Raw genomic sequence first — 22,430 nt, 5'->3', positions numbered from 1 at the left:
GTTGAGTGGACTGGGTAAGTCCGTGAGACGAACAATAGTCGTTCCATTGGACGACCGAAAGTGCCAGAATCAAGACATCTCGTCTCGTATATGGAACGATCATGGATTTAACGTCACTGGCAGATTTCAATGCCGTCGCGCTGCACGGCGGCTTCGGGCCGGCCAGCCGCGCGCTCGACCGCCCCAAGGCCACGCTGTCGCGGCGTGTGGCTGAACTGGAGGAGGACCTCGGCGTGCGGCTGATCGAGCGGGGCGCGCGCAGGCTGCGTCTGACCGAGGAAGGTCTCGCTCTTCACGAGCGCACGCGCGGGCTCATGACGGAGATTCAGGAGGCGGGTGAAGCGGTCGCGTCGCATGCACCCGTTCCGCGCGGGCGGTTGCGCATCAGCGCGCCGGTCGTTTTCGCGCATGTCGTGCTGTGCCAGATCGCGGCGCGCTTTGCACTGTCGTATCCGCAGGTCGAGCTCGAAGTCATTGCGGAAGACCGTGTCTCGGATCCGGTAGAGGACGGGTACGACCTCGTGATCCGGATCAATCCGTCGCATGATGAGCAGCTCGTAGGACGGCGCATTCTCAGTGACGAGCGCCTTGTGGTCGCTTCGCCGACCATGTCGATACCGTCGGTGACCGCAAGCGAAGCAGACGAGCTGCAGGTGCCGGCGGTCATGTTGCTCGCGGCGCCATCTGGCGTGCTCTGGAACATGCGGGCCGAAGGCGGCAGTGTGAGAGTCATCAAGCCGATGCCGGTGCTGCGTATGTCGTCGCTATTGATGGCGCGTGAAGCGGTGCTGCAGGGCGTGGGCGCGGCGCTCCTGCCTCGCTTGCTGGTCGAGCAGGATGTGCAGACGGGACGACTCGTTTGCTGGGGGGCGGAGGCGGGTTCGCCCGTGGAAATCTGGGCCCTTTATAGTTCGCGCCGTTTGCTGAGCGCCAAGGTCCGGGCGTTTATGGACATGCTGAAACCGGACTCAGTCAGTCTCTGACAGACCGCTTCGTGAACCTGACAAGCGCGTCGAAATTCACGAAGCATACCGGCGTCATTTACCAGGCCGCGGACATTGAGCGTCAGTCCATTTTGCCGATAGATATGCGCAACGGCTGACAAGCATTGCGCTGAAAAAGTCTGGCGCAATCGAATGTCTGTCATTTGCCATGGCGAAAATACATCGGCGTCTGATTCACTGACATCGGGAGCGCGAGACTATATCTCGAATCGCTTCAGCCAAATCAATAGCGCGTAACGGTCTCCGGGCGGATGGTCGGGGTCTTACGCGCTCATTAATTATGATTTTTTTTAGAATTTTATTTGACACGCAATAGCAATAACCTGAGCGATACTCGCGAATTTTCGAATGGCGGGCAAACATATGCTTGCTGCATTTCTCACGTTTCACTCGATGATTTACGGTGATTGATGTTATCGAGGAACCACTGTCAGGAGAGCATCACTCATGGTTAAAAAGCGAATTCGTGCTGCACTGCTTGGCGTACTGATCACCGTGATTGCACCAGTGTGTCAGGCGCAATACACGACCGACTGGCTGGCGAATACATTCGGCACCCTTGCCACGCATGTGGGCAACGCCGCGCGCTCGATGTGGGTCGCGCCCGAAGGCGTGATCTACACGGCTTCCCTATGGGATGAAAACGAGGGTGGCGTCGCGATATACCAGAACGGCCAAAGCATCGGTTCCATTGGAATCAACAGCGAGTTTCAGGGTGGGGCCATCACGGGGAATGCCACCTCGATCTTCGCGGCGTTGCAGTACAGCACCTCATACGGCAGCGGGGCGGTGGGACGATACAACCGCGCGACTCAGAAACGCGATCTCCTCATCCCCGTGAGCACGTGGAACGCAGTCAAACGGGCCGACGTCATCACCGGACTCGCAACAACCGGCTCCCTCCTGTATGCGAGCGATGTTTTGGGCAACCGCGTGCGGGTCTACACCACTGACGGCGTATGGCAGCAGGACATCAGCGTATCGAGTCCAGGTGCGCTCGCTTTGGATAGCGCGGGCAATCTTTGGGTCGCGCAGCAAAGCGCGGCCACAATCGTTGAATTCAGTCCGGCCGGTGCGCTGCTGAACACCATTCAGATGCCCGCGGCCTCGCGACCGTCCGCGCTGTACTTCGATGCATCGTCAGGACAGCTCATGGTTGGCGACCAGGGCCCTGACATGAATATCAAGCTCTACACCATCTCGGGTACGCCGACCCTGGTCGGCACGTTCGGCATTCAGGGCGGATATCTCGACTCCACCACAGGCATCAAAGGCCAGGTTGGCGACAAGCGCTTCACTCGCGTGGTCGGCATAGGCAAAGACGCAGCCGGCACCCTGTATGTGCTCAACAACCCATGGGGCGGAGGCTGGGACCTCGGCCGCAATGGCGGCACCGACCTTCATGCGTATAACAGTGCCGGCGTTCTGCAATGGAAGCTTCAGTCCCTCAACTTCGAGGCGGTCGCCGCGCCGGACCCGGTTACGGACGCCACCTACTTCTATAGTGGCACCAACATTTACACCGGCACGACTGGCGGCACGTTTGTCGCGAATACCGTCGACCCGTTCAGCTATCCGTCCGATCCACGCCTCAACATGAACGACACCCAGCGCGACGAGCATTTCGGTCAGCTCGTCAGCGTCGGCGGAAACCGGATACTCGTCGCATCAGGCCAGAACCCCGCCATCTTCTACTTCTTCCATTTCAATCCGGCGAGCGGCTACATCGCCATTCCGGACGCGTCGATTCCTGGCACCGCGTTCAATGCGACGCAATCGGTTACAGGCGGATTTTGCATCGATAGCCGGGGAGACGTCTGGGCGGGCCTGGACAGAACGAATCACATTTACCATTACCCGCTGACCAGTTTCGATGGTGAAGGCAAGCCGACATGGGGGCCGGGGATCGCCATCTCCATTCCGCAGAGCATCCGGCCGTTGACACGCATCATCTACCTGCCGGAGAGCGACACCATGATTCTCGCGCAAGGCATTGCCGGGAGCTGGGACTGGACGGCGATTCAATCGAGGATCGAGGTGTATCACGGCTGGAGTGCGGGCAATACGACGAAGCCCAATCCCGTGATCACCCTCACCAGTGCCAATCCCAAATCGATCACGGCCGCCGGGAATTATCTTTTCGTTGGCTACGTGCATACGGTGCCCAACATCGACGCCTTCAACCTCACGACCGGCAACCTGGATACGACGCTGATCAACTCGAGCGCGGGTACGGTGGACGTGGGCAACGACGTGGATTCGATGTACGGTCTAAGGGCTTACCTTAGGGCGGCCGGTGAGTACGTGATCACGAAAGATAATTACAACGGTTCCAGCATGATTGTTTATCGCTGGACGCCTTGATCGGTTTGCTTCGCGGCGCATGGTCCGAAAAGTCGAAGCGGAACGTTGCAAGGACTTTTGGCGAGATAATCTCGCCAACTTCGGACCGTGTTGCCAACATGTCACGCCTCGCGGAACGCTACAACGCACGTCAATTCAAATTTCTCCATGCAACGACGCAGATTCTTTGGATCATTCGGTTTATTAGCCGCCGGGTTATTGGCAAAAGGCGCCAGCGCGACTTCACCGGCATCGGCAACCGTCGAACATTATCCGTTCATACCGGATAGCGAGATGAGCGCCATGCAGGCTGCGCATCACTACCTGGGTCGCATTGAAGCAATCGATCGGCGTGGCCCGCGATTGCGCAGCATGATCGAACTGAATCCCGACGCCATGCGGATCGCGGCCGCGATGGACAGCGAGCGCAGCAAGGGCAAGCGCCGCGGCCTGTTGCATGGCGTGCCCGTCGTTATTAAGGACAACATTGCAACCGGCGACCGGATGGCAACAACGGCAGGTTCGCTTGCCCTCGACGGCGTTCGCGCAACCCGCGATGCCGACCTCGTGCGCCGTCTGCGTGAAGCGGGCGCGGTCATTATCGGCAAGACGAATTTGAGCGAATGGGCGAACATCCGTTCCACGCGCTCGACTAGCGGCTGGAGTGCGCGCGGCGGACTGACGCGCAACCCCTACGCGTTGGACAGGAATACGAGCGGATCGAGTTCCGGCTCCGCGGCGGCGGTCGCCGCGGGTTTGGCGGCAATGGCGATCGGCACCGAAACAGACGGGTCGATTGTGTCTCCTGCGTCGATCTGCGGGGTGGTCGGACTCAAGCCGACTGTCGGACGGGTAAGCCGCGACGGCATCATTCCGATTTCACACACGCAGGACACACCCGGCCCGATTAGCCGATCGGTCCACGACGCGGCATTGCTGCTTTCGGCGATTGCCGGAACGGACGTGCGCGATCCACAAACGTCGACAGCGCCGGCACCGGACGACTACGTGCGTGCGTTGAACAAGGACGCGTTAAAAGGCGCCCGGATTGGCGTCGCGCGCGAGTTTTTTACGGGGCACGACGAAGTCGACCAGCAGATCGAACTGGCGATCGCGCAACTGCGGCTGCTCGGGGCCGAAGTGATTGATCCGGTCGATTTGCCGCGCGTCAGTTACGACAAGGAAGAGCTATCCGTCTTGCTGCATGAATTCAAACACGATCTGCCGCTATGGCTCGACACGTTCGCGCCGCATGCGCAGATTCGCGATCTTGCCGATTTGATCGCTTTCGACAACGCTCAGCGTAATCGCGAGCAGCCTTACTTCGGCCAGGAACTCTTTACTCAAGCTGAAGCCTGGGCGGTCTCGATAGCGATGCGTACAGGAGTGCGTTGGCAACGTGCCGCACGCAATCTCGTGACGAAGGTTTGGACCGCGTGCTCCGTCAGTATGATCTGGATGCGATCGTTGCGCCGACAGGCGGGACGGCGTGGCTTACCGACTTCATCAACGGTGACAGTAATAACGGCGGTTTTTCAACGCCAGCCGCGGTGGCCGGCTACCCGCATCTGACAGTGCCTGCCGGGCAAGTGCGCGGTTTGCCGGTTGGTTTGTCGTTTGTCGGATCCGCATGGAGCGAAGCGCGGTTGCTGGCATTGGGCTATGCGTTCGAGCAGGCGACCCAGTGGCGCAGAGAGCCACAATTTCTGACGCGTACCGCTATGCCCGCCGCTTCGCTCTAACCGATATCCGTCCATTATTCATACAAATAGACTTCGGGTATCTTATAAGAGAAAAGTAATCGATCTTTTCTCTCGATTCCAACGGCTCGGTTTGTCGGTCACGGCAGTACTCGCCACCAGGCCTGTATAAGGGCACTTGTTCGCAAGGGTTTAATCACGCAAAGGTTTGCGGGAGATCTTATTTCTGCTTGAGTTAAAGACTTGAAAAATCAATTAGATGAAAGTTTTTTTCTGGAAGTAATTGACAAAAAAAAGCCGACACATTGTGTCGGCCGGAAAGACTCTGGCGTCCGAGGATTGCATGCCAGAACCTGAGAGACGGTAGTCAGTCAAACTTACGGATGAGGGTGCCGGGTGCGGGCATTTTTCCCGCATGCTAAATTTAACTTTTGCGTTGGCATTGCAGCGTGGCACGGACTTATCGTTTAGTGGGCCAAGTTCGCTGGGGAGAGATCATAAACCAAAAGCATGAGCCAAGCATAAGGCCATCAAAAAAATTTGTGGGTCGAGCGTGACCGAATTCATGCATCAGCACATCCTGATATTCGTGTAGGGATTTCCTTAGTCGAATTTTATTCCGTACTAATGTGATGTCTGATCGCGTAGCGAATCAATTCCGAGTTATTGCTGAGCCCCAGTTTTTGCATCAGGCGCATTTTATGTGTACTAATGGTCTTCGCGCTGAGCGCGAACGCTTCAGCGATGTCGTTGATGGTCTTTCCTGCCGCGAGGGCCTGCAATACCTGGAATTCACGATCGGACAGAATGTCGTGCGGCGGGGTGTCGCCGGAGTGAGTGCCGAAGATCATCGAATCCACCAGTTTCGGGTCGATGAATCTTCCACCTTCTGCCAGCTTGCGAATTGCGGTAAGCAGGATTTCCGGGTCGCTGTCTTTGGTGAGGTAGCCGGTCGCGCCTGCGCGCAGTGCGCGCGAGACGACCTGAGCCTCGTTATGAATGCTCAGCACGAGCACCGGCAGGCTGGTGTACTCCGTCCTGATGCGCCGGATCAGGTCGATGCCGCTAATGCCCGGCATCGTCATATCGAGCAGCAACAGGTCCGGACACCGGGCGCGTAGTTTATCGAGCACTTCGGCACCGTCGGCCGCCTCGTCGGCGACGATCATGTCGGTGGTGGTCGCGATGATCTGCTTCAGGCCACCGCGCACGATCGCATGGTCGTCTGCAATGAGGATTTTTATCATGTGTTTTTCTCGGTCCTGAACGGGACTTGAATAGGGGCGATTATGCCCGCGCTGGGCCTGCTCCCGTTCTGCAGTGTGCGGCCAATCCTCATTCATGGCTTGTGCTTCCTTTCGAGATGTTCCTCCACGAGCAGCAGAATGGCCTTTGACTGATAGGCTTTTACGAGCGTGCGCAACTGTGTTGCCAAGGCCAGATTGCGCTCGTCGAGCGCCGCCATCCTGTCTGCCCATTCGGCGATTGCGCGCATATCGCCCAGACGGGCGAGGTGATGCAGGTTGTCGAGTTCGTCATCGGGCAACACGGAAGAGCGCGTGCGCGATGTTTCAGGTTCCGGTGGACGAGTCACGGGCGAATAGGTCCACTCCAGTGCCAGTAAGTCCGCCAGATGGACTTGCAAACGGTCGAAGTCGACCGGCTTGGAAAGGAAAGCGTTTGCGCCTGCGTCGGTGCTTCGCTTCTCGTCGCGCCAGGAGGGGTTCGCCGATACGGCGATGATCGGAATATCGCCCAGTGCCGGTATTTGACGCAATCTGCGCGTCGTCTCGAATCCGTCCATTTCCGGCATCAGGATGTCGGTCATGATGAGCGACGGCACTTCGCTGAGTGCCTTCGCGAGTCCTTCATGCCCGCTGGCGGCCTCCAGTGTGTCGAAGCCCAGTTGTTCCAGAAACTCGATCACGACCGCTCGATTGACGGGTTCGTCGTCGATCATCAGCACTGTGCGGCGCGGGCCGGTATAGCCGGTCACGCGCTGCGCGGCGGGCATGGCCGGATCGGTGCGTGTCATGGACGCGTCGACAACGGCCGGCGCGAGATCGAACCAGAAGGCGCTCCCGTGCGCCACCACGCTTTCCACGTGGATTTCGGCCCCCATTGCGCGTACGAACTGCTGGCTGATCGCGAGACCGAGCCCTGCGCCGCCGGCGCGCCGTTCGGGGCTGCCGGCCTGCTCGAAAGGCTCGAAAATCGCGCGGAGCCTGTCGGCAGGAATGCCGATACCCGAGTCGCGCACGCAGAAGCGCACCGCGCCCGCAGACGTACGGGTGACGTGCAGACTGACCCACCCTGCATCCGTGAATCTGACCGCATTCGCCAGCAAATTAAGCAGTACCTGCCTTAAGCGGCGCTCGTCTGCCCGGACCGCGCAGCCCAGGTTGGCAGCCGACTCGCATAGGAATCGCAGGCGCTTTTGTTCTGCCTTCACGCCGATGATGTCGCGGATCGTATCGAGAACGCCCGGCAGCGAGACATCGGTCATCTCAATGCGCAGCTTGCCGGCTTCGATACGCGCGAAATCGAGCGTATCGTCGATCAGCGTCAGCAGATGCTCGCCGCTACGGTGGATAACTTCGACCGCGTTGCGTTGGCGCTCGCTCTGATTGCTGTCGCGCAGCAAAATCTGCGCGTAACCGAGGATGCCGTTGAGCGGCGTGCGCAGCTCATGGCTCATGTTCGCGACGAATTCACTCTTGGCCCGGTTGGCGGCTTCGGCCAGATGCCGCGCTTCCCGCTGCGCCGTGGCGTCGCGCTCGGCGAGATAGGCGTCGTGCAGCCGCGCGCCCATGCTGTTGAAGGCAGTGACCACGCGATCGAGTTCGTCCGGCCGGCTCGGCCGGCGGCGCGGCAGGATGAACGGCTTCGGCGCCGCACGGAAATCGTATTCGCCGACCAGACGGGCAATCGTGGCGAGATGCCGGGTAACAAGCCGCGAGAAGATGTAGATGGTGAACAGTGCAACGATGAATGTGTAGGTGGCCTGACTGACAAGAATGACCAGCGCGGTTTGCGTCAGCGCGTGATAGAGATTCGCGAGTGTGGCTTGCACATAGAGTGTGCCGATCTTTTGCTGAGTCCCGTGGATCGAATAAAAGATCGGAAACTCGCGGGATATCACGGCGCCCGTCATGCGCTTGCCGGCCGTCACCACCATTGGCGTTGCGCTCGATCCGGTCTCGCGAACCTCGGCGGCGCACATGTCGGCAAGCCGCAAGATGCCGTTCAGTTGAAGCTGAAGTTCCGTACGGTTGAGCTGCCACAGCCCTTCGCCAAGGCTGTCGCGATTGCTTCTGTCAATGTCTGATAGACGGGTTTCGATCAGTTCGAAGCCGCGGCTATAGTCGCGATAGAGCTGTAGTGCGGTCAGCAATAGCGTTACCGCGCAACTGAACAGCAGCACGGTAGCCAATAGCCGGAAAACCACGCTGTGCCTGAATCGGCCGGGCGTGGCAAAGAGCGAACCAAAGCTAGTTACCGCCATATTTCCCCGCGAGTGCTGTGATTTTTGTATCTGTATTCTGCACTCGCGGCCGAATCGCGGTCTATAAGGGGTCGTCGAGGAAATCGGCTACTGCAACGGCCGGAGCTCGACCTGCTGCGTTTGCGAGCCGCGGCCGCATCCACGTGATACCGGCGCCATTCGCCGTTGCGGTGCCGCGTGGCACAGGTTCTCCAATAATTTCGCGGGCGCTGCAGATCAGTTCGCGCACCATGGTCCACTCACGCGTATTGATTTTCCCCGACTGGAACTGACACAAATCCGACATGGCATCGGCCAGGCGCTTGATCGCAACCGGATCGTGACCGGTTAGCGGCCAGCAATGCAAAAGATAGGCGAGCGGTACCCGTTTTCTTTCCTCACACCAAAGTTCGAATAGACCTGTGCATAGCGCGTCGATGCGTTGGACTGTTTCTTCGCACGGCAAAAAATAGTCGGTCATGACGGTGGCCTGGCGACGGTGTGTGATGAACCACTTTAAACGCAGGGCCAAGCTGTCGCCGTCAGGCAGTCCGGACTATGGGCTGCTGGTTCCCTGATTTTCTGGTCAGGAAATCCTTAATGTATATAGTCTCCCGAATCAGTTCCGCTTCTTTCCGTCGAATGGATCGAGCCAGAGGTCCTTGCGATCCAATGGCACCCAGGGCGGGAGCGACGGATTCTTCAAATCGATCAGCACACGGCGTTCGAGGTGCAGATCAGCGATGCCTTGCGCGAAATGTTCACGGAACAGTGCCTCAAAACTCCCGTCCTTCAGCATGGCTTCGAGGCCGTCTCGAATCCGCCTCGCCAGCAGCGGCTCGGTTTTGCTGACGTAGAAGAACTGAGCATACGGGTATCGGATCAGCAGATGAGAATCGATCCTCATATTGGGGTATTGGGGCTGAAAAGCCTTCAATTCATGCGTAATCTCAACCACGCCGCGCGGGAAGATGTCGAAGCGATGATCGGCCAGCATCATGAAAAGCAGCTCATAGCGGCTTGCGGTGACGAGTGGAACGCCGGCGAGACGGTAGACCGGCACGTCGCCCCAATCCTGGCCCTGGCCAATGCTCAGCGTGCGAAGACCCTGGAGATCGTGGATCGCGTCGAGCTTTGTCTGGTCGCCCTGATTGATGAGCGCGACGCGATAGCCGAGCAGGCCGCGGTCGATGGGAATCGGCACCGGGATCGCACCCATGTCGAGTTCCGCGTGTCCGGGCTCGCTCGCTACGACGTTTATCACGCGGCCCGATATCACCTCGTCGGCCTCGCGCTGGGCCGACATCGGCGAAAAATAGTCGTCTATGACGTACGGCCCGTAGGTCGGTATGGTGTGGTTCAGCGCGGTGATGAGAAAGGCCCATCGGCCCTCTCGCACAACGTCTCCGGAGATGCGAAGAATCCGGACGTGAGTGGGGGCGGCGTGCGCCGCCACGGTCGATGTATCGGGTGCGGTGGCGTTGCCGAAGGCCGGGCTCAACAACACGACGGCAATGAGGCAGAGCACCGCAGACGGTTTGATGCGGCCACGTGATCTGGATCGGCGGATTCCATCAATGGGATTGGGGACGAACATGAGTGGCCTGAACCGGAAACGACGGGTAAGCGCAGTATGAGTTCGAGTGCCTGCTTTGGCCAACTTCAAGAGTTTGAACGACCAGAGTCGCGGCGTGGCACCGAATCGCTGAGCGACATGGCGCCGGTGCGTCTGGTGCGCATTGGAGGCTGGCGGTGTGCCAATCTGTTTACCTATACTCGTCTCACTCTATCAGGTAGCTCGATCAGGTAGCCCAATCGCCCCAATACCAACAAGACGGAGCCCCACATGCCTGTTGCGATGCGAAACGCGACCCTCGTGCTGCTGACATGTTTCATGTTGGGCGTCAGTGCTTGTGCGCAAGCCGGCTCCAGTTGCGATGCGGGATGCAGCGCCCGCGGCCGGCTACTCGATCATCGCGTCACGCTGCGGCTCAGTGCCGCGGCGTTTTCAAAATTGCTTGCGTCGAACGCATCCGGCCAACAACTCGCGCAGATCGCCGGCACGCCTGTTTGTGGGGTGGAGATGGTGACTTTCCGCTACCGGACCATCGGCGGCGCGGGCGAGCCCACCACCGCCAGCGGCGCACTGATGATTCCGGCCGGCCGCTCGGCGGCGTGTAGCGGGCCGCGTCCGTTGATGCTCTACGCGCACGGCACGACCGCGTACCGCAACTACAACATCGCCGATATCACGCAAACGGATCCAGGCAACGGCGACGGCGCCGGGGAGGGTATCAGCGTTGCCGCCATGTACGCGGCGCAGGGCTATATCGTGGTGGCGACTAACTACGCGGGCTACGCCGGCTCCGATCTCACGTACCACCCCTACCTGAATGCCGAGCAGCAATCCGCCGATGTGATCGACTCGCTTCGGGCGGCGCGGGCCGCACTGAGCGACACGAAACCCGAAAGCGGGGCGCGCGAGAACGGCAAGCTCTTTGTCACCGGTTATTCGCAAGGCGGTTTCGTGGCACTGGCGACGCATCGTGCATTGCAAGCGGCCGGCGTCAAGGTCACAGCATCCGCACCGGGATCGGGTCCGTATGCGCTCGCCGCTACGGCGGACGCGCTCATCGAAGGCGAGGTGAACCTGGGTTCGACGCTGTTCACCACCTTGATCGTGACGGGCTACCAGCATGCCTACGAGAACATCTATCGCAAGCCTGGCGACTTCTATGAAGCGGCTTATGCTCCGGGCATCGAGCATCTCCTGCCAAGCCTGCAGCCTCTCGGTACGCTTTTCGCGCAGGGGAAACTGCCCTCGGCGCAACTCTTCAGCAGCGTTCCTCCCGCACCGCAATATGCTTCGATGACGCCGCCGACGTCGCCCCCCCTCACGCCGCCCTCACTGACGCCTTTGTTTGCTGCCGGATTCGGGCAGGCCAATCTCGTGCGCAACGCCTATCGGTTGAGTCTTCTGGAAGACGCCGCGGCGAATCCCGATGGCGCGTTTCCCAACACGACGGTTGCGTTGACGCCGGCGGCAAATCCCATGCATCCGCTGCGCCAGGCGTTCAAACGCAATGACTTACGCAACTGGCTGCCACGAGCGCCGGTTCTGCTGTGCGGCGGCGGCTCGGATCCCACCGTGTTTTTCTTCAACGCACGCGTCGAACAGGCCTACTGGCAGAACGCCAAAGTGCCGGCAGGGCTCACGTCCGTGCTGGACGTGGACTCTCCGATCGCCGGGCCCAATGACCCGTACGCGCCCATCAAGCAGGGTTTCGCCAGTGCGAAAGCGACGCTCGCGAATCAGGCCGTTGCGGGCGGCGCAACCGACGGCGGCGCCTCAGCGGTGCTTCAGGCCTATCACGGTGAACTGGTCGCGTCGTTCTGCATGGTCGCTGCGCGGGCCTTCTTCGCAAACTTCTGAGCGTTGCCGCGGGTCTGGAGGTCTGCCACAGCTCCGGCTATCGATGCCGGCGGACGCCTGCACAGATCGCCTCGCGGCGACTTCCTCGCGACTGGGGAGATGCCTGTTTCTGCCCGTTCACGTGACGTCCGGATCGGTCGAAAATTTGCTACATCCGCGAAAATTTTCTCCACCTGCGGCTATCATGGGCTGACAACAGAACTGGCGGGGAAAGCCTTGACGACCGAATCCGAGGCCCGGGACGCGGCTCCTGCGGCGTGCATTCACAGCCACTTTGATACGCACCACGAAGCGCCATGCGCGCAACTGCCTGCGTGGCGGGACCGCCTTGGCCACTTTCTCGACGTGCCGATTTCGCGCTGGCAACTGGCCGATGGTTTGAACGGTGCGATTGAGAGTTACAAGGCCGCCGATCTGACGTTCATGGATTGCCGCACGGATCCGGTATCGCAGGCGCGATCCGTCGCGCGCATCTCCACCGATTCGGTTCGCCAGTTTGTCTTTCATGTGGTCGTGGAGGGCAGTATCAAAGCGATCATCGAGATTGCTTATGGTGTGGGTTTTAATAGCGCCTCGGATTTCAATCGCGCGTTTCGTCGTGCGTACGAGATGTCGCCGAGTGACTTCCGGGCGCTTGCTCGATAGATGAGGTATCGATAAACGTGTCCCGTGAATCCGTGCTGGATAAAATCCCGGACGGCACGCATGAATGTGATCAATCAAAGGAGATCAACCCGTGGTGAAGATCGATCCGGACCGGTTACTGAGCGATCTCAAGCGACTGCGCAAGTTCGGCGCCACAGGCCCCGGCGTTGTGCGTCTCGCGCTTTCGCCGGTGGACCTTGAGTCGCGCCGCTGGCTCGCCGGGCGCATGATGGACGCGGGCCTCGATGCCGTCATCGACGGTATAGGGACCGTATTCGGCCGCTCGCGCAAAAGCGGGCCCGCGCTCGTGATCGGCTCTCATACCGACACGCAGCCCACCGGCGGCTGGCTGGACGGCGCGTTGGGCGTTATCTATGGATTGGAGATCGCTCGCGCGCTGGCCGAAAACGACGCGACGAGTCATCTCGCAGTGGACGTAGCGTCGTGGATCGACGAAGAGGGGACCTTTTCCGGCTTGCTCGGCAGCCGTAGTTTCGTCGGGGACCCCGTCGAGGAGTCGATCCGGCGTGCAACGAATCGGGAGGGGCAGCACCTTCAGGACGTGCTCGAAGCCGCCGGTCTTGCCGGGCTGCCGCGCGCCCGCTTCGAGCAGGGCAGGCATGTCGCTTACCTTGAGCCGCATATTGAGCAGGGCGGACGGCTCGAAGCCGCCGGCAAATCCATCGGCGTGGTTACCACGATCGTCGGGCTTCGCGAGCTACGGTTGCGTTTCACGGGGCAACGCAATCATGCGGGTACCACGCCCATGTCGATCCGGCGCGATGCCGGCGCGGCGCTGGTCGCTTTCATCGCGCGGATGAACGACGCATTCGCGCAACTCGCGGATGCGGATACGGTATGGACCGTGGGACGCATCGACCTCGACCCGGGCTCGCTCAGCGTCGTGCCGGGGCAGGGCGACATGTATCTGCAATTTCGTGACGCGAACGCTGCACGCTTGCAGGCAATGGAAGCGAGGCTCGCGGAGATCGTGCTGGACTTCAATGCGCAGAGCCCGGTGGCGGTGGAGTTGACGACTGTCGATGAACCGATGGAGCCGGTGACGATGGACGCGGCGCTTGCGGCACATCTCGCGAGCGCCGCTGATGCCGTCGCGCGGGGGCAATGGCTGCGCATGCCCAGCGGGGCGGCGCACGACGCCCAGGTGATAGCGCGTCGCATACCGGCCTGCATGATGTTCGTGCCGAGCATTGGCGGAGTGAGCCACGACTTCATCGAAGATACGGCTGAGGGACACATTGTCCTCGGCTGCCAGGTGGCGGCTACGGCGGCGGCCGCTATGCTTCAGGAGCAATGGGCGAGGCAATCGTGATGAACCCGGACGAGCATGGTGAATTTATCGTGCGCACCATGTCGGCTAACGACGTAGCGTTGTCGGTCGAATGGGCTGCGGTGGAAGGGTGGAACCCCGGCTTGCACGATGCCGAATGCTTTCGCGCCGGAGACCCTAGCGGTTTTTTTATCGGCGAGTGGCGAGGCGAACCGGTTGCCTGCATATCCGCAGTCGCCTACGGCGAGCACTTCGGCTTCATCGGTCTGTATATCGTGAAGCCGGAGTTTCGCGGCAGAGGTTTTGGCATGCGCGTGTGGCGGCACGGCATGAACTATCTGCGTAACCGCAGCGTCGGATTGGACGGCGTCGTTGCTCAACAGGCGAACTACAGAAAGTCTGGCTTTCGGCTTGCCTATCGCAACATTCGCTTTCAGGGTGTCGTTCAAGCCATTGCTCAGGACGCGACGCGTTCGACCATTTTGAATGCGTCAGATCTGCCGTTCGAACCGCTGTTTGACTACGATCGCCAGTGCTTTCCCGCAGCGCGTGATTGTTTTCTCGCCACGTGGCTCCGACAACCAGGCGCTATCGCGCTGGTCGCAGTTCGCGACAGTCAGGTTGCAGGCTACGGTGTGCTGCGACGTTGCAGAACGGGATGCAAGATTGGACCGCTCTTTGCCGATAGCGACGAGATCGCCGGCGATCTGTTCGATGCGTTGGCGGCGCGCATGCCGGGCGAGGTCATGGTCCTCGATGTGCCGGAGACCAATCCCGCTGCCGTCGCGCTGGCCGAGCGGCATGGCATGACAAGCGTCTTTGAAACCGCGCGGATGTACACGCAGGAAGCGCCAGCTATCCAGATCAAACGTATTTTTGGCGTGACGTCATTCGAACTCGGATGAGCGGAGCGCAGATTTGCGCCTTTGCGTGCGTTGCCGTCGGCGGCGCATTTCATGATTCGCAGACGGCAAGCACATCGTTTGATACGCTTGTATGCGTTACTTCCACTTTGAGCCGAGATTCTCCAGTCCGGCTTTCATGAGGTCGGCCGGCACCATGGCGACGCGCAGTTCGACGTCGGCGTTGAATTTCAGAAAAAATGGTTCTGCGAGTGCGGGAATTCCCGATGGATCATCGAGGTTCACCACCAGCACCGCACCGCGCGTGCCGTTCTGCTCGGTGAAGTAGGCGGCTTCCGGTTTTAATTCTTCGAGTATTTTCCCTATCACTTCGCCGGCAGTGCCTTCGCGCACCAGCGTGTTGAACGGTTCGTGCGGTATCCGTACGTTGAGAAGCATGCGCATGTCATCCTCCTGGTTGATGCCCAAAGGGCATCTTAAGGATAGGTGCTTTATGCGCTGCGAGCGCCAGAGTTAGCACTGGCGAGACCGCCGCCGTCACTCCGTTTCGCTGTCGCCGGTGTCGGCGTTGGCGCTCGCCGCCTCATGATCCATCGCGTTGGCCGCCAACGTAGCCGCCAGTTCCGGATGCGCTTCCTTGCGTTCACTGTAGCGATCGGTCAGGTAGTCCGAACGGTCGCGCACCAGCAATGTGAACTTGTACAGTTCCTCCATCACGTCGACGAGGCGGTCGTAATAGGCGGAAGGTTTCATCCGGCCTTCGGCGTCGAATTCCTGATACGCCTTCGCCACCGACGACTGATTGGGAATCGTCACCATCCGCATCCATCGGCCCAGCACGCGTAGCGCGTTGACGGCATTGAACGATTGCGAACCGCCGCATACCTGCATCACCGCGAGCGTGCGTCCCTGCGTGGGGCGCACGCCGCCACTTTCGAGCGGCAGCCAGTCGATCTGATTCTTGAATACGGCCGTGAGCGTGCCGTGACGCTCCGGGCTGCACCACACCTGTCCCTCCGACCACGCCGACAGCGCGCGCAGTTCGACAACCTTTGGATGATTGGCCGCTACGCTGTCCGTGATCGGCAGATCGTGCGGATCGAAGACCCGTGTTTCAGCGCCGAATTGACGCAGGATGCGTTCGGCCTCGAGTGTGAGCAATTTGCTGAACGAAGTGGGGCGCAACGACCCGTACAGCAGCAGGATCCGCGGAGCGTGCTGCGAAATCGCTTGAGGTTCGAGTTTTTGCAGATCCGGCGTGTGGAAATGTGGGCCGCTGACGTTGGGCAGATTTCCGGGCACGGTGAGGCCGGCGCGTTCGATCAGACTCTTCAGCGTGGCTCGATCAGGGGGGCTCGTCAGATACTCGATGACGTCGGGCTCGATACCGGCATTGCGGATCATTGCCAGCGTATTGCGCGAGGTGCCGCAATGGGGGTTGTGATAGATGGTGACGCTCATTCTTCGCAGCAGCCCGGGAGGTCGCTGGCGGCGCATGGTGCGCCGGCGCAGCAGTTCTCAGTCAGGAAGGCGATCAGACCCGTCATGGCGTCGAAATTTGCCGAATAGATGATGAAGCGCCCGTCCTGCCGCGGTTTCACCAGCTCGGCATGTGACAGGTCCTTGAGGTGAAACGAGAGGCTTGAAGGGGAAAGCCCAAGCTGCTGTGCGATTTCGCCGGCTGCCAAGCCTTCGGGCCCAGCAACGACCAGCAAACGGAAGATCGCCAGCCGCGATTCATGAGCGAGTGCGCCAAGGGCGCGTACCACGAGGTTCGAGTCCATAGCCAAACGATACGCCGATCGTTTTCATATTTCAAGTATTGTCGAAATGACGTCCCGGGCGAATACAATTCGTAGGTATGAGCCGCCTCACTCCAACTCCTCTCGCCCTCGGAATCGCGCTGAAGCGCTGGCGCCTACTGCATCGCGTGAAGCAAACTCACGCGGCAGAGATTTTCGGTGTCGCCCAATCGACCATCTCGCGATGGGAAGCAGGCCTGCAGGAGATGGCGCCGGCGGAGCGAGCCAAGGTGGAAAGACTGCTGGCGGCGCGCTTCGAATCGGCCACCGATCGTGCGCTCGAGCGGCTCGTCACCGAAAGCCCGCGAGAAGTTCATCTGGTCTGCGACTTCACGCATCGCCTGCTGGCGTGCTCGTCGTCGCGTGGCGCTCAATTCAGTGTTCCTGTTGTCACCCTTCTTGGGCGTTCACTCTGGCGTTACGCGACGCCGGAGATCATGACGAAAGAGCTTGAAACGTTGCTTCAGCACAATCAAGGAAAAAACCCCGAGAATTTCGATTACGAATTCAATCTCGGATACGGCCGGAAGTACACGGACGCAACGGCATTGTTCAAGGCGCTTCGCGAGATGCTCGACGACGAGACCCGCCACCACATGAAAAAAGAATCCCGCACCATGTCAGGATGAGGCCACCGCAGTGACCTCGAATGGGCTCAACTGCCGAACAGCGAGGTCTGCGTCCCGCGGCTTGGCGCTGGGCGTGCCGGTTTCGCAGGCGCTGCCCGGCTGATCGTTGCCGGCGCGGTGGCTGAGGGCGAAACCGAAACCGAAACCGGGGCCGAGTCCGCGCCTGAATCCGCAGCCGCTTCCAGCGAAGTCTGCCCGGCTTCGAGTGACAGAAGGAACATCTTGTTTGCCAGTCCACCGGCAAAGCCGGTCAGATCGCCGGACGCGCCGATCACGCGGTGACACGGCGCCACAATCGAGATCGGATTTCTGCCGTTTGCCGCGCCCACGGCCCGCACCGCATTGATGTTGCCGATTTGCGTAGCGATGTCGGAGTAGCTACGCGTCTCGCCGAACGGAATCGTCAGGAGCGCCGCCCAAACTTTCTTCTGGAAGTCCGTTCCCCGGAAGTCGAGTTCAAGATCGAACCGGTCTCTCGTCCCTGCAAAATATTCGTTCAACTGCCGCTCGGTTTCGAGCAGGATCGGGCGATCGTCCGCTTCGACCATCTCCGGCAGACGCACCCGATTCGGCTTGTCGTTTTCCCACAGAATCGCGGCAAGCCGGTTGTCGCTTGCAACGAGCTTTAGCTCGCCGACGGGAGAATTCATTAACTTGTATGCGTAAGTCACTTTGCCTGATTCCTTGCTAGCTGGAGGCTGAGATGGCTTAAGGCGAGGCTGCGAACTCGCTGTGCCATGGCTCCGATACCTGACAGCTTAAACCTCGTCCTCGCTGCGGTCACGTCGGTTCTTGCTGTCCAATTCCGCACGCGGCTGGCGACTCAGTAGAATTGATACCCTTGGCACATCGCTCACCGGCAACCGGAACTCTTCTCTACGACTGTGACAAACACCCTCGAACAACTGCGGGCCGGACAACTGGCGGGTACTCGCCGACTCAAACTGGCGTGCGGACTGAGCGAATTCCCCCGTGAGATTTTCGATCTGGCCGACACGCTTGAAATTCTCGATCTCTCGAGCAATGCGCTTTCGGCGCTGCCCGACGATTTTCCACGGCTCAGCAAGCTGCGTGTCATCTTTGCTTCTGACAACCCGTTCACAGAGTTGCCGGATGTTCTCGGGCAGTGCGCGCAACTGAGCATGGTTGGCTTCAAGGCAAACCGCATCCGCAAGGTTTCGGGAAAATCATTGCCGCCGCTGCTGCGCTGGCTGATCCTCACCGACAACGAGATCGAAGCACTGCCTCCGGAAATTGGCGCCTGCGCGCAACTTCAGAAGCTGATGCTGGCCGGTAACCGGTTGCGTACATTGCCCGAGGAATTGGCTGCCTGCTCGCGGCTCGAACTGCTGCGTCTCGCGGCGAACCAACTCAGCGGACTGCCTGCGTGGTTGCTGCGCCTGCCACGGCTTTCCTGGCTGGCTTTCGCCGGCAATCCGTTCAGCGAAGCGCTGGAGACGGCGGCACTGATCGATACACCGATTCCCGATATTCAATGGGACGCGTTGAAACTTGAACAGCAGCTAGGTGAGGGGGCGTCCGGTGTCATCTATCGTGCGGCGCTTCTCGCCCGCCATGACGACGCGAGCCGGCCTGTGGCCGTCAAGTTGTTCAAAGGCGCGGTAACGAGCGATGGATTGCCGGACTGCGAGATGGCGGCCTGGATTCGTGCCGGCGATCATCCGAACCTGATTCCGGTGGCGGGCAAAGTGAAGGACCATCCGGCAGACGCGCATGGCCTGGTGATGGAACTGATCGAGCCGCAATTTACGAACCTTGCCGGACCACCGAGTCTCGAGTCATGCACGCGTGACGTCTATGGTACAGACACGCGCTTCGCGTCGACCTCGGCGTTAGGCATTGCATACGGCGTGGCGTCGGCAGCGTGTCACCTGCATCGACAAGGTGTGATGCATGGGGATCTATACGCACACAATATTCTGCACGGAGGGCAGGGGCGCGCGTTGTTAGGCGACTTTGGCGCAGCATCTTTCTACGCTACGGATGATCGGGACCTCGGCACTGCACTGCAGCGCCTCGAAGTCAGAGCGTATGGTTGTCTGCTCGAGGAGTTGATCGATCGGTGCGACTGGCTGGATTCGGAAGCAGACATCGCGGCGAAGCTAGTGGTGTTGAAAGAGAATTGCCTGAGCGAAGATATCGGCAACCGGCCGTTGTTCGACGAAATCGCTGCCGTTTTGCGGCAGTTAGCGGACCACGGCGAATGGGACGCAGCATCGTTGGCAGCGGTTTGATCTGTTTGTGTGAACGCAATGCAGCCATTCGTCCGTGTGGTCTAAGGAGCGAAAATCAATGATGCAGAAGATGCGCCGCCGCGTGCTGATTGCCGGCACACTTGCTGCGGCAGGCCTGACAGGTGCGACTCGTGTCGACGCGATGCAGGGTGGCAAGCTGAAGATCGCCCTCGTGCTGAAGTCGATGGCTGATCCGTTCACGGTGGCGATGGCGAATGCTGCGCAGAATTATCAGAAGCACTATGCATCGCAATTCGACTTGACCATTCGCGGAACGACAACGGAGGGTAATACTGCCGCGCAGATCCGGATGGTAGATGAGTTGATCAAGGCCAGAATGAATGCGATCGTCATCGCACCGACCGACTCGAAGGCGCTAACTGCGGTCGTGGCGCGTGGGATCAAGGCCGGCATCATCATGATCACCATCGACAACCCGCTCGATGACGCGTCGCAGGACGCCGCCCATATCTCCGTGCCCTTCGTCGGCCCGAATAACCGCAAGGGCGCGAAGCAGGTGGGCGATTTTCTTGCAGGGCGGCTCAAGGCGGGCGACCAGGTCGGGATTATTGAAGGCAGTGCCGCCGATCGCAATGCGCAGCAACGCACCGCCGGCAGCAAGGACGCGATGAACGCGGCCGGCATGAAGATCGTCGCCATACAAGCCGGCGACTGGGACTATGCGAAAGGACGGGACGTTGCGGCGAAGATGTTAACGGACTATCCGCAAATCCGCGCGTTGGTGTGCGGCAACGACAATATGGCAATGGGGGCGGTGGATGCTGTCCGCGATGCCGGGCGAACCGGCGGTGTTTATGTCACCGGGTATAACGACAGCGATGCGATCAAGCCGCTGCTCGCCGACGGCCGCGTACTCGCGACAATGAATCAGTTTGCCGAGCGGCAAGCCGTGTTCGGCATGGATGCGGCGTTGAAGGCAGTCACTGAACAGAGAAAGCAGAGCGAATTGTCGCGAGTGATAGAGACCCCGCTGCAATTGGTGACGAGCGTGAATCATTGACGTACGAGATACATGTCATTCTGAACGTCACGCGTTAGACCGGGTAGATCGCAGGCGAGCGGTTTTGCTCGCCTGCTGCTGCGTGTCGAAGAATGCCGCTGCCCATCGCATGATTAATCCACCTTGACCTTGTGCGGCTTGGTCGCCTTTTCGAGCTTGTTGTACTCGAATTCCGGCACGGACTTCAGCGCGTCCTTCGTCGCACCGGCGAGGAACAGATTGCCGTCGCGGATCTCGAAGTGGTCGACCGCAATTGCCACGTAGTGCTTGCCCATACCGAGGAAGCCGCCAACTGACACGACCGCGTAGGTTGCCTTACGATCCGGCGAGATGATCACATCGTAGATGCTGCCGATTTTGTCGTTGAGATCGTTGTAGACCGGTTCGTCGATAAGCGCGCGGCGCACACTCCAGCCTTTTAGCGGCGCATTGGTCTGCTCGACCGTGCCGCCGAGCGGCTGCAGCCCGGCGACCTGGGCGGTGGCGCCCTGCGAGGCGCAGATAGCGGCGAGAGCGGCGGCGCAGATCAGTGTTTTTGCCTTCATTTTCGGCTCCTGGTTGTCTATCGAGCAATAAGCTTTGTACCAGGAATAGGTGGTAGCAAGTGGCGTGCCTGGTCGGTCCATTTGCATGGCGATCACACGCTCACGCTTTCCTCGATGGCCTGCTCGATGATCGATAACCCCCTATCGATCTCAGCCTCGGCAATCGTCAGCGGGGGAGCAAGGCGGAAGACGTCGCCCAATCCCGGTAACTGAACAATATTCATGTGCAAGCCGAGTTCGAGGCAGCGACGTGTGATTGCAGCGGAAAGAGCCGGCGCCGCAGCTTTCGTTGATCGATTGCCGACGATTTCGATCCCGAGCATCAACCCACGTCCGCGCACGTCGCCAATACATTCGAAGCGGCTTTGAAGCGTTTCCAGGCCCTCCCGCAAACGTGTGCCGATTTTCCCGGCACGCTGGACCAGCCCATCTCGCTCGATGATGTCGATGACTTTGAGGCCGACAGCAGCCGGCATTGGATCCGACACGTGCGTCGTATAGAAGAGGAACCCTCGTTCGTGTGCCTGATTCTCGATTTCCTGGGTTGTCAGTACAGCAGCAAGTGGCAGGCCGGCGCCCAGTGTTTTGGACAAGGTCAGGATGTCGGGCACCACACCGTCACGCTCACACGCGAACATGGTGCCGGTTCTGCCCATGCCGGTTTGAGCTTCGTCCACGATCAGGAGCATGCCGCGCTCGGCACATTTCACCTTTAGCGCGCGCATATATCCTTGCGGCAGATCGATCAGGCCACCCGAACTCAGGATAGGCTCGGCGATGAACGCGGCGAGGCTGCCGCAAGATTGCCTGTCGATCAGGTCGAATGCATAGTCGAGTTCAGCCGCCCAGTCATACGTACCGTTGCGTTCGAATCGTGGCCGGTACGGATAGGGCGCAGGAATGGCAAAGGACCCTACGGCGGCGGGACCGTAACCCTTGCGGCCGGCGCTGTAGGTGGCGGAAGCTGCACCGCCCGTCATGCCGTGCCATGATTGCGCGAAGCTGATGACCTCGTGCCGGCCGGTCACGAGTTTTGCCATCTTGATCGCTGCCTCGTTGGCTTCTCCCCCGGTGCTGAGCAGCAAGGAACGTTCAAGGCCTGCGGGCGCAATGGCCGCGAGGCGGCTTGCCAGGTCCACAACCGGGCGCGAGAGCATCCCGCTGAAAAGGTGAGTGAGATTACGTGCGCTCCCGGCGATGACTTCGGCGATTTCCGGATGAGAGTGGCCAAGCACGGCGCTCATCTGTCCAGAGGTGAAGTCGAGTATCGCGCGGCCGCTGGAGTCATAAACGTTGCTGCCGCTGGCCCGCTCGATTATGACGGGCGAGAATGTCCCGCCGTAGCGGATCAGGTGCCGTTGAGCGTTTGACCAGAAATCCCGATCGGTTTGTGCTGACATGGCGGTGTCCAAAGT

At 60.0% G+C, this 22,430-nt stretch carries 19 protein-coding genes and 1 pseudogene; 10 read left to right on the top strand and 10 right to left on the bottom strand.

Annotated features, from left to right (window positions below; all coding sequences use genetic code 11):
- Positions 1–101 precede the first annotated feature (101 nt).
- The 3 genes and pseudogenes from PQQ52_RS14895 (at position 102) to PQQ52_RS14885 (ending at position 5,089) form a co-directional block, all read left to right on the top strand.
- A complete protein-coding gene (locus PQQ52_RS14895; protein ID WP_408212373.1) occupies positions 102–983 on the top strand; it encodes a LysR family transcriptional regulator in 882 nt (293 codons plus the stop codon).
- 468 nt (positions 984–1,451) lie between these two features.
- Positions 1,452–3,368, top strand: coding sequence for an SMP-30/gluconolactonase/LRE family protein (locus PQQ52_RS14890; protein WP_408212371.1), 1,917 nt, complete (start codon positions 1,452–1,454; stop codon positions 3,366–3,368).
- A 147-nt stretch (positions 3,369–3,515) separates the two neighbouring features.
- Positions 3,516–5,089: pseudogene (locus PQQ52_RS14885) on the top strand (amidase).
- Between the two features lie 572 nt (positions 5,090–5,661).
- Here the strand turns inward: PQQ52_RS14885 and PQQ52_RS14880 are convergent.
- From PQQ52_RS14880 to PQQ52_RS14865, 4 genes are all read right to left on the bottom strand, one after another.
- Positions 5,662–6,294 (bottom strand): response regulator, encoded by a 633-nt coding sequence (locus PQQ52_RS14880; RefSeq protein ID WP_408212813.1) that lies wholly within the window; start codon positions 6,292–6,294, stop codon positions 5,662–5,664.
- Between the two features lie 92 nt (positions 6,295–6,386).
- Positions 6,387–8,552: an ATP-binding protein gene (locus tag PQQ52_RS14875; RefSeq protein WP_408212368.1), complete on the bottom strand. Its 2,166-nt coding sequence runs from the start codon at positions 8,550–8,552 to the stop codon at positions 6,387–6,389.
- A gap of 61 nt (positions 8,553–8,613) precedes the next feature.
- Complete coding sequence (locus tag PQQ52_RS14870) at positions 8,614–9,012, bottom strand: hypothetical protein (RefSeq protein WP_408212366.1); 399 nt, start codon at positions 9,010–9,012, stop codon at positions 8,614–8,616.
- A gap of 138 nt (positions 9,013–9,150) precedes the next feature.
- Complete coding sequence (locus PQQ52_RS14865) at positions 9,151–10,128, bottom strand: transporter substrate-binding domain-containing protein (protein ID WP_408212363.1); 978 nt, start codon at positions 10,126–10,128, stop codon at positions 9,151–9,153.
- Between the two features lie 249 nt (positions 10,129–10,377).
- On the opposite strand from PQQ52_RS14865, the gene PQQ52_RS14860 reads away from it, so the two are divergent.
- The 4 genes from PQQ52_RS14860 (at position 10,378) to PQQ52_RS14845 (ending at position 14,805) form a co-directional block, all read left to right on the top strand.
- Positions 10,378–11,964 carry an alpha/beta hydrolase family protein gene (locus PQQ52_RS14860; protein WP_408212361.1) on the top strand — a complete coding sequence of 529 codons (1,587 nt, stop codon included), beginning with the start codon at positions 10,378–10,380 and terminating at the stop codon, positions 11,962–11,964.
- 99 nt (positions 11,965–12,063) lie between these two features.
- On the top strand, positions 12,064–12,609 hold the full coding sequence (locus PQQ52_RS14855) for a helix-turn-helix domain-containing protein (protein WP_408212359.1): 546 nt from the start codon (positions 12,064–12,066) through the stop codon (positions 12,607–12,609).
- 91 nt (positions 12,610–12,700) lie between these two features.
- Positions 12,701–13,942 carry a Zn-dependent hydrolase gene (locus tag PQQ52_RS14850; protein WP_408212357.1) on the top strand — a complete coding sequence of 414 codons (1,242 nt, stop codon included), beginning with the start codon at positions 12,701–12,703 and terminating at the stop codon, positions 13,940–13,942.
- Positions 13,924–14,805, top strand: coding sequence for a GNAT family N-acetyltransferase (locus PQQ52_RS14845; protein WP_408212355.1), 882 nt, complete (start codon positions 13,924–13,926; stop codon positions 14,803–14,805). The genes PQQ52_RS14850 and PQQ52_RS14845 overlap by 19 nt, the downstream gene beginning before the upstream one ends.
- A gap of 96 nt (positions 14,806–14,901) precedes the next feature.
- Here the strand turns inward: PQQ52_RS14845 and PQQ52_RS14840 are convergent, their stop codons facing one another.
- The 3 genes from PQQ52_RS14840 to PQQ52_RS14830 form a co-directional block, all read right to left on the bottom strand.
- Positions 14,902–15,207, bottom strand: a complete 306-nt coding sequence (locus PQQ52_RS14840; protein ID WP_408212811.1) for a panthothenate synthetase — start codon at positions 15,205–15,207, stop codon at positions 14,902–14,904.
- 93 nt (positions 15,208–15,300) lie between these two features.
- Positions 15,301–16,065 carry an arsenical resistance protein ArsH gene (gene arsH / locus PQQ52_RS14835; protein ID WP_408212808.1) on the bottom strand — a complete coding sequence of 255 codons (765 nt, stop codon included), beginning with the start codon at positions 16,063–16,065 and terminating at the stop codon, positions 15,301–15,303.
- Positions 16,066–16,220: 155 nt separating this feature from the next.
- On the bottom strand, positions 16,221–16,547 hold the full coding sequence (locus tag PQQ52_RS14830) for an ArsR/SmtB family transcription factor (protein WP_408212352.1): 327 nt from the start codon (positions 16,545–16,547) through the stop codon (positions 16,221–16,223).
- Between the two features lie 77 nt (positions 16,548–16,624).
- On the opposite strand from PQQ52_RS14830, the gene PQQ52_RS14825 reads away from it, so the two are divergent.
- Complete coding sequence (locus PQQ52_RS14825; protein WP_408212349.1) at positions 16,625–17,194, top strand: helix-turn-helix domain-containing protein; 570 nt, start codon at positions 16,625–16,627, stop codon at positions 17,192–17,194.
- Positions 17,195–17,220: 26 nt separating this feature from the next.
- Here the strand turns inward: PQQ52_RS14825 and PQQ52_RS14820 are convergent, their stop codons facing one another.
- Complete coding sequence (locus tag PQQ52_RS14820) at positions 17,221–17,865, bottom strand: methylated-DNA--[protein]-cysteine S-methyltransferase (RefSeq protein WP_408212347.1); 645 nt, start codon at positions 17,863–17,865, stop codon at positions 17,221–17,223.
- A gap of 213 nt (positions 17,866–18,078) precedes the next feature.
- Between PQQ52_RS14820 and PQQ52_RS14815 the strand changes: the two genes are divergently transcribed.
- Together PQQ52_RS14815 and PQQ52_RS14810 are read left to right on the top strand one after the other, a co-directional pair.
- Positions 18,079–19,449: a leucine-rich repeat-containing protein kinase family protein gene (locus tag PQQ52_RS14815; RefSeq protein ID WP_408212344.1), complete on the top strand. Its 1,371-nt coding sequence runs from the start codon at positions 18,079–18,081 to the stop codon at positions 19,447–19,449.
- Positions 19,450–19,507: 58 nt separating this feature from the next.
- Positions 19,508–20,470 carry a substrate-binding domain-containing protein gene (locus tag PQQ52_RS14810; protein ID WP_408212341.1) on the top strand — a complete coding sequence of 321 codons (963 nt, stop codon included), beginning with the start codon at positions 19,508–19,510 and terminating at the stop codon, positions 20,468–20,470.
- Between the two features lie 113 nt (positions 20,471–20,583).
- On the opposite strand, the gene PQQ52_RS14805 is transcribed toward PQQ52_RS14810, so the two are convergent.
- Entirely contained in the window at positions 20,584–21,015 is a 432-nt protein-coding gene (locus PQQ52_RS14805; RefSeq protein ID WP_408212338.1) for a PRC-barrel domain-containing protein, read from the bottom strand.
- A 92-nt stretch (positions 21,016–21,107) separates the two neighbouring features.
- Positions 21,108–22,415: an aspartate aminotransferase family protein gene (locus tag PQQ52_RS14800; protein ID WP_408212336.1), complete on the bottom strand. Its 1,308-nt coding sequence runs from the start codon at positions 22,413–22,415 to the stop codon at positions 21,108–21,110.
- Between the last annotated feature and the right edge of the window lie 15 nt (positions 22,416–22,430).

The organism is Paraburkholderia sediminicola, assembly GCF_046030555.1.
Taxonomy (GTDB): domain Bacteria; phylum Pseudomonadota; class Gammaproteobacteria; order Burkholderiales; family Burkholderiaceae; genus Paraburkholderia; species Paraburkholderia sediminicola_E.
This window is presented reverse-complemented; position numbering and strand designations above follow the sequence as displayed.

What these genes read in the sequence shown, in the direction of transcription:
- PQQ52_RS14895 (WP_408212373.1), top strand. Translation starts at nt 102, where the DNA reads ATGGATTTAACGTCACTGGCAGATTTCAATGCCGTCGCGCTGCACGGC.
- PQQ52_RS14890 (WP_408212371.1), top strand. Translation starts at nt 1,452, where the DNA reads ATGGTTAAAAAGCGAATTCGTGCTGCACTGCTTGGCGTACTGATCACC.
- PQQ52_RS14880 (WP_408212813.1), bottom strand. Translation starts at nt 6,294, where the DNA reads ATGATAAAAATCCTCATTGCAGACGACCATGCGATCGTGCGCGGTGGC.
- PQQ52_RS14875 (WP_408212368.1), bottom strand. Translation starts at nt 8,552, where the DNA reads ATGGCGGTAACTAGCTTTGGTTCGCTCTTTGCCACGCCCGGCCGATTC.
- PQQ52_RS14870 (WP_408212366.1), bottom strand. Translation starts at nt 9,012, where the DNA reads ATGACCGACTATTTTTTGCCGTGCGAAGAAACAGTCCAACGCATCGAC.
- PQQ52_RS14865 (WP_408212363.1), bottom strand. Translation starts at nt 10,128, where the DNA reads ATGTTCGTCCCCAATCCCATTGATGGAATCCGCCGATCCAGATCACGT.
- PQQ52_RS14860 (WP_408212361.1), top strand. Translation starts at nt 10,378, where the DNA reads ATGCCTGTTGCGATGCGAAACGCGACCCTCGTGCTGCTGACATGTTTC.
- PQQ52_RS14855 (WP_408212359.1), top strand. Translation starts at nt 12,064, where the DNA reads ATGCCTGTTTCTGCCCGTTCACGTGACGTCCGGATCGGTCGAAAATTT.
- PQQ52_RS14845 (WP_408212355.1), top strand. Translation starts at nt 13,924, where the DNA reads ATGGGCGAGGCAATCGTGATGAACCCGGACGAGCATGGTGAATTTATC.
- PQQ52_RS14840 (WP_408212811.1), bottom strand. Translation starts at nt 15,207, where the DNA reads ATGCGCATGCTTCTCAACGTACGGATACCGCACGAACCGTTCAACACG.
- PQQ52_RS14830 (WP_408212352.1), bottom strand. Translation starts at nt 16,547, where the DNA reads ATGGACTCGAACCTCGTGGTACGCGCCCTTGGCGCACTCGCTCATGAA.
- PQQ52_RS14825 (WP_408212349.1), top strand. Translation starts at nt 16,625, where the DNA reads ATGAGCCGCCTCACTCCAACTCCTCTCGCCCTCGGAATCGCGCTGAAG.
- PQQ52_RS14810 (WP_408212341.1), top strand. Translation starts at nt 19,508, where the DNA reads ATGATGCAGAAGATGCGCCGCCGCGTGCTGATTGCCGGCACACTTGCT.
- PQQ52_RS14805 (WP_408212338.1), bottom strand. Translation starts at nt 21,015, where the DNA reads ATGAAGGCAAAAACACTGATCTGCGCCGCCGCTCTCGCCGCTATCTGC.
- PQQ52_RS14800 (WP_408212336.1), bottom strand. Translation starts at nt 22,415, where the DNA reads ATGTCAGCACAAACCGATCGGGATTTCTGGTCAAACGCTCAACGGCAC.